General features: G+C 62.0%; 4 protein-coding genes. 2 read left to right on the top strand and 2 right to left on the bottom strand.

The annotated features are described in order from the left end of the window. Positions 1-590: 590 nt before the first annotated feature. Positions 591-4,502, bottom strand: a complete 3,912-nt coding sequence (gene hrpA / locus BFP90_RS06315; RefSeq protein WP_065896266.1) for an ATP-dependent RNA helicase HrpA — start codon at positions 4,500-4,502, stop codon at positions 591-593. 114 nt (positions 4,503-4,616) lie between these two features. Beyond that, positions 4,617-6,326 carry a bifunctional isocitrate dehydrogenase kinase/phosphatase gene (aceK, locus tag BFP90_RS06320; RefSeq protein WP_065896267.1) on the bottom strand — a complete coding sequence of 570 codons (1,710 nt, stop codon included), beginning with the start codon at positions 6,324-6,326 and terminating at the stop codon, positions 4,617-4,619. A gap of 152 nt (positions 6,327-6,478) precedes the next feature. Here aceK and BFP90_RS06325 point away from each other — a divergent pair, with 152 nt between their 5' ends. Beyond that, entirely contained in the window at positions 6,479-7,384 is a 906-nt protein-coding gene (locus tag BFP90_RS06325; RefSeq protein WP_065894409.1) for a DMT family transporter, read from the top strand. Between the two features lie 97 nt (positions 7,385-7,481). Next, positions 7,482-9,047 carry a methyl-accepting chemotaxis protein gene (locus BFP90_RS06330; protein WP_065894410.1) on the top strand — a complete coding sequence of 522 codons (1,566 nt, stop codon included), beginning with the start codon at positions 7,482-7,484 and terminating at the stop codon, positions 9,045-9,047. Positions 9,048-9,114 lie beyond the last annotated feature (67 nt).

A 9,114-nucleotide genomic window follows, 5' to 3' on the forward strand; every position in this document is an offset into this window, starting at 1 on the left:
AATTCCATCGCGTCGCTGCTACGACGATCCCGGCATTTATGGGCGCGAAGTTTGCCACAAACACCGGGGTTTGGCGCCATCTCCCGGACAGACACCGTTAAATGTGGGAAGAGGCTTGCTCCCGATGGCGGTGTATCAGTCAAGGCATCAGTGGCTGACACTCAGTCATCGGGGGCAAGCCCCCTCCCACAGTGGGACCGTGTTACCAGTTGCTTGCTGCGGTACTGGATTCAAATCCTTGTCGGAAATGTCCTAGATAGTCCGGCTGCACACAGCTCACAATGAATGTGGGAGGGGGCTTGCTCCCGATGGTGGTGTATCAGCCAAGGCATCAGTGGCTGACACTCAGTCATCGGGGGCAAGCCCCCTCCCACAGTGGGACCGTGTTACCAGTTGCTTGCTGCGGTACTGGACCCAGATCCTTGTCGGAAATTTCCTCGATAGTCCGGCTGCACACAGCTCACAATGTGGGAGGGGGCTTGCCCCCGATGGCGGTTTATCAGTCAAGACATCAGTGGCTGACACTCAGTCATCGGGGGCAAGCCCCCTCCCACAGTTGACCCTGTTCAGTTCAGGAAACCGGGAATGTTTCAGGGCTCTACCTGGCTCCATTGCTTGCTCAATCGCTTGTCGGATATGGGCACCTTGGTCCCCAACTGTTGGCCGAACAACGACACCCGGTATTCCTCCAACCACCAGCGATAAAGCTCCAGTTGCGGATCGCGCTTGCCTTCCTGGGTGTGTTTGTTCAGGCGGTTCTGGTACTGGGCCCACAGGCCGCTCAGTTCGGTGCTCCACACACGGTCCTTCTGCACCTGGCTCGGCAGTTTTTCCAGGCGCAGCTCGATGGCCTTGAGGTAACGCGGCAGCTCCTTGAACCACTGCGCCGGGGTCTCGCGCACAAACCCTGGGTACACCAGATGACTCAGTTGCTGCTTGATATCGTTCAACGCCACCGCCTGGGCCAGGTCGATCTTGCCCTTGAAGCGTTTTTGCAGGCCATGCCAGAGTTTCAACACGTCAAGGGTCAGGCGCGCCAGACGCTCGGCGTGTTCGGTCCAGCCGCCACGCTTGCGCTCGGCCAGCGCGGCCAGCCCGGCACCATCGCGCGGCAGATTGGCTTCGCCTTCCAGTACGCAGGTGTCGAGACTGGCGAGCAGGATATCTTCCACCAGTGCATCGATGCGCCCCAGTTCGCGATACATCAGGCCCAATTCGGTCAGCCCCGGCAATTTGCCGCGCAGGAATTTCGCCGGTTCCGCCAGTTGCTGCATCAACAGGCGCTGCAAGGCACGGCGGTGCTGGAATTCGGCCTCGGCGGCCGTGGAGAAACGCCCTTCCTTGACCGTGCCGTTTTCTTCCACCAGCGCCGGGTATACCGTCATCGACAGGCCGGCGATGTTCTGCTGGGTCTTCTCAGCGACCGCCGCAAACACCTTGGCCTCCACCGGCTGCTGGCTTTTCGCAGTTTGCGGAACCGCCAGTGCCGCCTGGCTGGCCTCGGCGAAACGCGCCGTCAGCTCTGCCAAGTCACGGCCTTCGCCGAGGAACTTGCCTTGGCCGTCAACCACTTCCAGGTTCATCTTCAGGTGGTTTTCCACCTGCTGCGCCGCCTCGGCCCAGGCTTCGTCGCTGACCCGCGCACCGGTCATGCGCAGCAATTCACGGCCCAGCGCCTGGGGCAGCGAGCCCTGGCCAAACTCGATGCGCTGCAGCGCCGCCTTGACGAAATCCGGCACCGGCACGAAGTTCTTGCGCAGTGCTTTGGGCAAGTTGCGCACCAGAGCGATGCACTTGGCTTCGATTACCCCCGGCACCAGCCATTCCAGACGCTCGGCCGGCAATGCCGGCAGCAATGGCGCCGGCACGCGCAGGGTGACGCCGTCACGCGGGTGGTTGGGCTCGAAGTGGTAACTCAAGGCCAGGGCCAGGTCGCCCAGGTGCAAGGTGTCGGGGTAATGCGCGGCGGTGACTTCACTGGCTTCGCGGGCCAGCACGTCTTCCTCGCGCATGATCAGCAGTTGCGGGTCTTTCTGGCTGTTGACCTTGTACCAGCTGTCGAAGGTCGCCGTCTGGTGGATCTCTGCCGGCAGGCGCGCATCGTAGAAGGCGTAGAGGGTTTCTTCGTCGGCCAGGATGTCGCGTCGGCGCGCCTTGGCTTCCAGTTCGTCGAGCTGCTCCAGCAGTTGCTGGTTGGCCGCAAGGCACTTGGCTCGCGACTGGATTTCCCCACGCACCAGGCCTTCGCGGATAAACAGCTCGCGCGACACCACCGGATCGATCGGCCCGTAATGCACCGGCCGGCGTCCGACCACGATCAGCCCGAACAAGGTGATCTGTTCAAACGCCACCACCTGGCCGCGCTTTTTCTCCCAATGCGGCTCGAAATGGTTTTTCTTGATCAAGTGCCCGGCCAGCGGTTCGATCCAGTCGGCGTCGATCTTGGCCACCATGCGCGCATACAGCTTGGTGGTTTCCACCAGTTCGGCGGTCATCAGCCATTGCGGACGTTTCTTGCCGATGCCCGAAGAAGGGTGAATCCAGAAGCGCCGCTGACGCGCGCCCAGGTAGTCGCCGTCCTCGGTCTTCTGGCCGATCTGGCTGAGCAAGCCGGACAGCACCGCCTTGTGCAATTTCGGGAAATCGGCCGGTTCCTTGTTGATCGTCAACTGCATGTCGCGGCAGATCAAACTCAACTGGCGATGGGAGTCGCGCCATTCGCGCAGGCGCAGGTAGTTGAGGAAGTTCTTTCGACACCAGTTGCGCAGCGGGCTGGCGGTCAGTGCCTGGCGCTGTTCTTCAAAGCCGCGCCACAGATTGACCAGCCCGGCGAAGTCCGAATCCGCGTCTTTCCACTGCGCATGGGCCTGGTCGGCGGCCTGCTGGCGCTCCGGCGGACGCTCGCGCGGGTCCTGGATCGACATGGCGCTGGCGACGATCAGCACTTCCTGCAAGCTGCCCAGCTTGGCGGCTTCGAGCAGCATTCGGCCCATGCGCGGGTCCACCGGCAGGCGCGCCAGCTGGCGGCCCAACGGCGTGAGCTGGCTGTTGCGGTCCACCGCCGACAGCTCCTGAAGCAGGTTGAAACCGTCGCTGATGGCCTTGCCATCCGGCGGTTCGATAAACGGGAAGTCGGTGATTTCGCCCAGGCGCAGGTGCAGCATCTGCAGGATCACAGCGGCGAGGTTGGTGCGCAGGATTTCCGGGTCGGTAAATTCCGGGCGCCCAATAAAGTCTTCTTCGCTGTACAACCGGATGCAGATGCCCGGCTCGACCCGGCCGCAACGGCCTTTACGCTGGTTGGCACTGGCCTGGGAGATCGCCTCGATCGGCAGGCGCTGCACCTTGGCGCGGTAGCTGTAGCGGCTGATGCGCGCGGTGCCGCTATCGATCACATAACGAATGCCCGGCACGGTCAACGAGGTTTCCGCGACGTTGGTCGCCAGGACCACGCGGCGGCCCGGATGGGATTGGAAAATACGCTGTTGCTCGGCCGGTGACAGGCGCGCATACAACGGCAGGATCTCGGTGTGCTTGAGCTGGGCCTTGCGCAGCATCTCGGCGGCGTCACGAATCTCGCGTTCGCCGGGCAGGAACACCAGCACATCGCCGGGGCTGCGTCGTTCGCTGCGCTCATAGGCGGCGATTTCATCGAGGGTGGCGAGGATCGCCTGGTCGACGGTGAGGTCGTCCTCGACGCGGTTGCCCTCCTCGTCCTGTTCCAGGGTCAGCGGGCGGTACCAGGTGTCGACCGGGAACGTGCGGCCCGAGACCTCGACAATCGGCGCATCGTCGAAGTGCTTGGAGAATCGTTCAAGGTCGATGGTGGCCGAGGTGATGATGACTTTCAGGTCGGGTCGGCGCGGCAACAGCGTCTTGAGGTAACCGAGCAGGAAGTCGATGTTCAGGCTGCGCTCGTGGGCTTCGTCGACGATGATCGTGTCATAGCGCTCCAGATAGCGATCGTTCTGGGTTTCCGCCAGCAGAATACCGTCGGTCATCAGCTTGATCAGCGTATTGGAGTCGCTCTGGTCCTCGAAGCGCACCTGATAGCCGACCAACGCGCCGAGCGGCGTGGCCAGTTCTTCGGCGACACGGCTGGCAACGCTGCGCGCGGCGATCCGGCGTGGCTGGGTATGGCCGATCAGGCCGTATTGACCACGGCCGATTTCCAGGCAGATCTTCGGCAACTGGGTGGTTTTACCCGAACCGGTTTCGCCGGCAATGATCAGCACCTGGTGCTTGTTCAGCGCAGCCTTGATCTCGTCACGCTTGGCTGCAATCGGCAGGCTGTCGTCGTAACGAATCACCGGCAGGCTCGCACGCCGCGCCGTGACCTGGGCGCAGGACGCCTGCATGCGCGCCACCCACTGCGCCAGCTTTTCCTCGTCAGGCTTCTTGCGCAGCTCAAGCAACTGCCGGCGCAAGCGGTGGCGGTCGGCGAGCATGGCGTGATCGAGAGTGTTGAGCAGTTGGTCGAGGGTGGGGGCTTGGTCAGTCATCAGCTACTTCGACGGTCATCTATTTATACGCGGCCAACAAGTGTGGCAGAAAAGCCGCTCATCTGGCAGGTCAAACCGGTGGGAGGGGGCAACCCCCTCCCGCAAGGGAATGCGTTACAGGGGGTCTTTTCTGCGATAGGGGAATACGTCGATGACCTTGCCTGCGCGTATCGCCTCCTGCAGGCCCTTCCAGTAATCGGCGTCATACAACTCGCCATGCAACTCATCGAACAACCTGCGCTGGCCGGCGTCGGCGAACAGGAACGGTGGAAACTCCTCGGGGAACACATCCAGCGGACCGATGGAGTACCAGGGTTCCGATGCCATTTCATCCTCGGGAGTGCGCGGCGTGGGAATGTGGCGGAAGTTGGCTTCGGTGAGAAAGCAGATTTCATCGTAGTCGTAGAACACCACCCGGCCGTGACGGGTGACGCCGAAGTTCTTGAGCAGCATGTCACCTGGGAAGATATTCGCTGCCGCCAGCTGCTTGATCGCCAGGCCGTAGTCTTCCAGGGCTTCGCGCACCTGGGCGGGGTTGGCGTTGTCGAGGTAGAGGTTGAGCGGGGTCATGCGCCGTTCGGTCCAGCAGTGGCGGATCAGGACGCTGTCGCCCTCCACTTCGACGGTGCCGGCGGCCACTTCCAGCAACTCGGCGAGGCACTCGGGCTCAAACTTGCTCAAGGGAAAGCGGAAGTCGGCGAACTCCTGGGTATCGGCCATGCGCCCTACCCGGTCGACACTTTTGACCAGCCGGTACTTCTCGATCACCGTGGCGCGGTTGACGTTTTTCGACGGTGAGAAACGGTCCTTGATGATCTTGAACACGGTATTGAAACCCGGCAGGGTAAACACGCTCATGACCATGCCACGCACGCCCGGCGCCATGATGAATTGATCATCGGTGGTCGCCAGGTGGTTGATCAGTGCGCGGTAGAACTCCGACTTGCCGTGCTTGTAAAAGCCGATGGAGGTGTACAGCTCGGCAATGTGCTTGCCGGGCAGGATGCGTTTGAGAAAGCCGATGAACTCCGCAGGTACCGGCACATCGACCATGAAGTACGACCGGGTGAAGGAAAAGATGATCGACACGTCGGCTTCATCAGTGATCAACGCATCGATCTGGATTCCCCGCCCTTCGCGGTGCAGCAACGGGATCACCAACGGCCATTGTTCATCGCGGGTGTAGATACGTCCGACGAGGTAGGCGCCTTTATTGCGGTAAAGCACCGAGCAAAACAGCTCGACGTGCAGGTCCGGGTCTTTGCACACCCAGTCCGGCAGGTTGTCCCGCAGTTGCGCTTCCAGGCGTCGCAGGTCGGCAGGCAAGTCGGCGTAAGGCTCACTGAAGCGGTAGTCCGCGAAAATCTGCGCGAGCATGTCCCCCATCTTGCCGGCAGGCGTGTAGGTGCGGGTTTGCGCAGCCCGCGCCCGCTGCTGGCTGGGCCGCGTGGTATGAATGAACATGCAGCCATCGCTGATCAGGTCATGGCTGAACACGCTGCAAAACACCGAGTTGTACCAGGTCTCGGACAGCTCGTCGTCAAAGCGCAGGTCGATCAGGCCGATGTAGGCACTTTTTACCAGCGGCCAGCGTTCGATGTCCTGCAACACGCCCGCATCGAACGCGGCGCACAGACGCGCCGTGACCTCCCCCACCTTCTTTTCGTAGAGGTTGATGCGCGCCGCCGAAGCGGCCTGCCCTTGCTGCCACTGGGCCTTTTCGAAACGTTCGCGCGCGCCATCGGTGATCTGGCGAAAGTGCTCACGGTAGTCGTCGAAACCGTCGAGGATCATCCGGGCGATAGCGAGGGCGGGCTGCGACATGCGGAAAACCTCGAACGGGTTGCGGGAAGCCCTGAGCTTAGCCAGTGAACCGAGGCAGGAGAAGGCCGATTTTCATTGGCGACGCTACTTAGCGATTGTGCCAACCGTAACGCTGGGCAACACTCCGCCGCCTGATTGCGTAGGAGTTTTCCGTGAAACCTGTCGACACCCTGTACTTGCTGGGACTGGCCGCCATCTGGGGTGCGAGTTTCCTGTTCATGCGCATCATCGCGCCGGAAATCGGCAGCGTGCCGACCGCGTTTTTCCGCGTATCGATCGCTGCCGCCGGCTTGTTGGTGATCCTTTCGATGATGCGCGTGAGCTGGGACTTCCAGGGCAAGTTCAAGACCGTGCTGCTGTTGGGCGTGATCAACTCCGGGATTCCGGCCACCCTGTATTCGGTAGCCGCGCAGGTACTGCCGGCGGGTTACTCGGCCATTTTCAACGCCACTACGCCATTGATGGGCGTACTGATTGGCGGGATGTTTTTCAGTGAACGCCTGACGCCGTCGAAAATCGCCGGGGTGTGCCTGGGCCTGTTCGGCGTGGGCGTGCTGACCCGGGCGGGCCCGGTGGCATTTGACCTGGATTTGTTGACGGGGGCGCTGGCGTGCTTGCTGGCCACCACCTGCTATGGCTTTGCCGGATTTCTCGCACGGCGCTGGCTGGATCAGCGCGGCGGGTTGGACAGTCGCCTGTCAGCCTTGGGCAGCATGCTCGGCGCGACGTTGTTTTTGCTGCCGTTGTTCGCTTACAGCGCCATCACTCAGCCGCCGGCAAGCTGGGGTGGCTGGCAGGTGTGGATGTCGTTGCTGGGGTTGGGCCTGGTGTGTACGGCCTTTGCCTACATTCTGTATTTTCGCCTGCTGTCATCCATCGGTCCGGTCAAGTCGATGACCGTGACCTTCATGATCCCGCCGTTCGGCGTACTGTGGGGCGCGTTGCTGCTGGACGAGCCGCTGTCGATGGCCCACGTGTATGGCGGGGTGTTGATTGCAGGGGCGTTGTGGCTGGTGTTGCGGCCACAAAAAGCAGGCGCGAGCCGCGAGCATTCCTGACCTCCCGCGGCACTCGTCGCGGGATTATTACAAATATAAGTTAAATAAACGCCCGCAATGGCCGATAACCCCTGAAAGCCTTGCGGATTGAACAATCATGCGTAATAACCAACCCGTTACCCAGCGCGAACGTACCTTCCCCGCCCAGCAACGGTTGATCTCCACCACAGATGCCAAGGGTGTGATTACCTACTGCAACGACGCCTTTGTCGAAATCAGTGGGTTCAGCCGCGACGAACTGGTCCGTGCCCCGCACAATCTGGTGCGTCACCCGGATGTTCCGGCGGCGGTGTTCTCGCACATGTGGTCGACGCTCAAACAAGGCTTGCCATGGATGGGCATTGTCAAGAATCGCTGCAAGACCGGTGATCACTACTGGGTTAACGCCTATGTGACGCCGATCTTCGACGGCAACCAGGTAATCGGCTACGAATCGGTGCGCATCAAGCCCACCGCCGAGCAGATACGCCGGGCCGAAGCGCTCTATCAACGCATCAACCAGGGCAAGTCGGCCGTTCCCCGGCGGGACAAGTGGCTGCCGGTGCTGCAGGACTGGCTGCCATTTATCCTGGTCAGCCAGTTGAGCTTCATGATCGGCGCCACCCTCACTTCCCATTGGGGCTTTGCCTTGGCGGCAGGGCTGTCGGTGCCGCTGGGCCTGCTCGGCCTGAGCTGGCAGCAGCGCGGCCTCAAGCGTTTGCTGCGCCTGGCCGAGCAGACCACCTCCGACCCGCTGATCGCGCAGATGTACACCGACAGCCGTGGCGCCCAGGCGCGCCTGGAGATGTCGATCCTCAGCCAGGAAGCGCGCCTGAAGACCTGCCTCACCCGCCTGCAGGACACTGCCGAACACCTCAACGATCAGGCGGCGCAGTCCAACACCCTGGCGCACAACAGCTCCAGCGGCCTGGAGCGTCAACGCGTGGAGACCGAACAAGTCGCCACGGCGGTCAACCAGATGGCGGCGACCACCCAGGAAGTCGCCAGCCATGTGCAGCGCACGGCGGATGCCACCCAGGAAGCCAATCGCCTGACCGGCCGTGGCCGCGATATCGCCGGGGAAACCCGCGAGGCGATCCAGCGCCTGTCGGTGGCCGTAGGCGAGACGGGCGTGACCGTCACGCAACTGGCCAAGGACAGCGACGAAATCGGCGGTGTGGTGGATGTGATCAAAGGTATCGCCGACCAGACCAACCTGCTGGCGTTGAACGCCGCCATCGAAGCGGCGCGTGCCGGCGAGATGGGCCGTGGGTTTGCGGTGGTGGCGGATGAAGTGCGCCAGTTGGCGCAACGCACCACTGAGTCGACCGGGCAGATCCATGCCCTGATCGCCAAGCTGCAGCACACCGCCAGCGCTGCCGTGCAAACCATGGACGCCGGGCATCGTCAGGCCGAAGAAGGTGTGGCACGGGTGATGGAAGCGGATCAGGCGCTGGTGGGCATCAGTGAAGCGGTGGCCAATATTACCGACATGACCACTCAGATCGCCGCCGCGACCGAAGAGCAAAGCGCGGTTGCTGAAGAGATCAGCCGCAATATCAGCACGATTGCGCTGCTGGCGGACCAGACCTCGGAACAGGCGATGAACTCGGCGCAGTTGAGTGAAGAGCTGACGCATACCGCCAATACCCAGTACTCGCTGGTGGAGCGTTTTAACCGGTAGCCATAGGTATCTACACAACTCTGTAGCGCCCAACCGTAACCACGATGCGAAGCGAGTCGCTCTTGAT

Origin of the sequence: Pseudomonas sp. 24 E 13 (assembly GCF_900004715.1) — a bacterium.
GTDB classification, from domain to species: Bacteria; Pseudomonadota; Gammaproteobacteria; order Pseudomonadales; family Pseudomonadaceae; genus Aquipseudomonas; species Aquipseudomonas orientalis_A.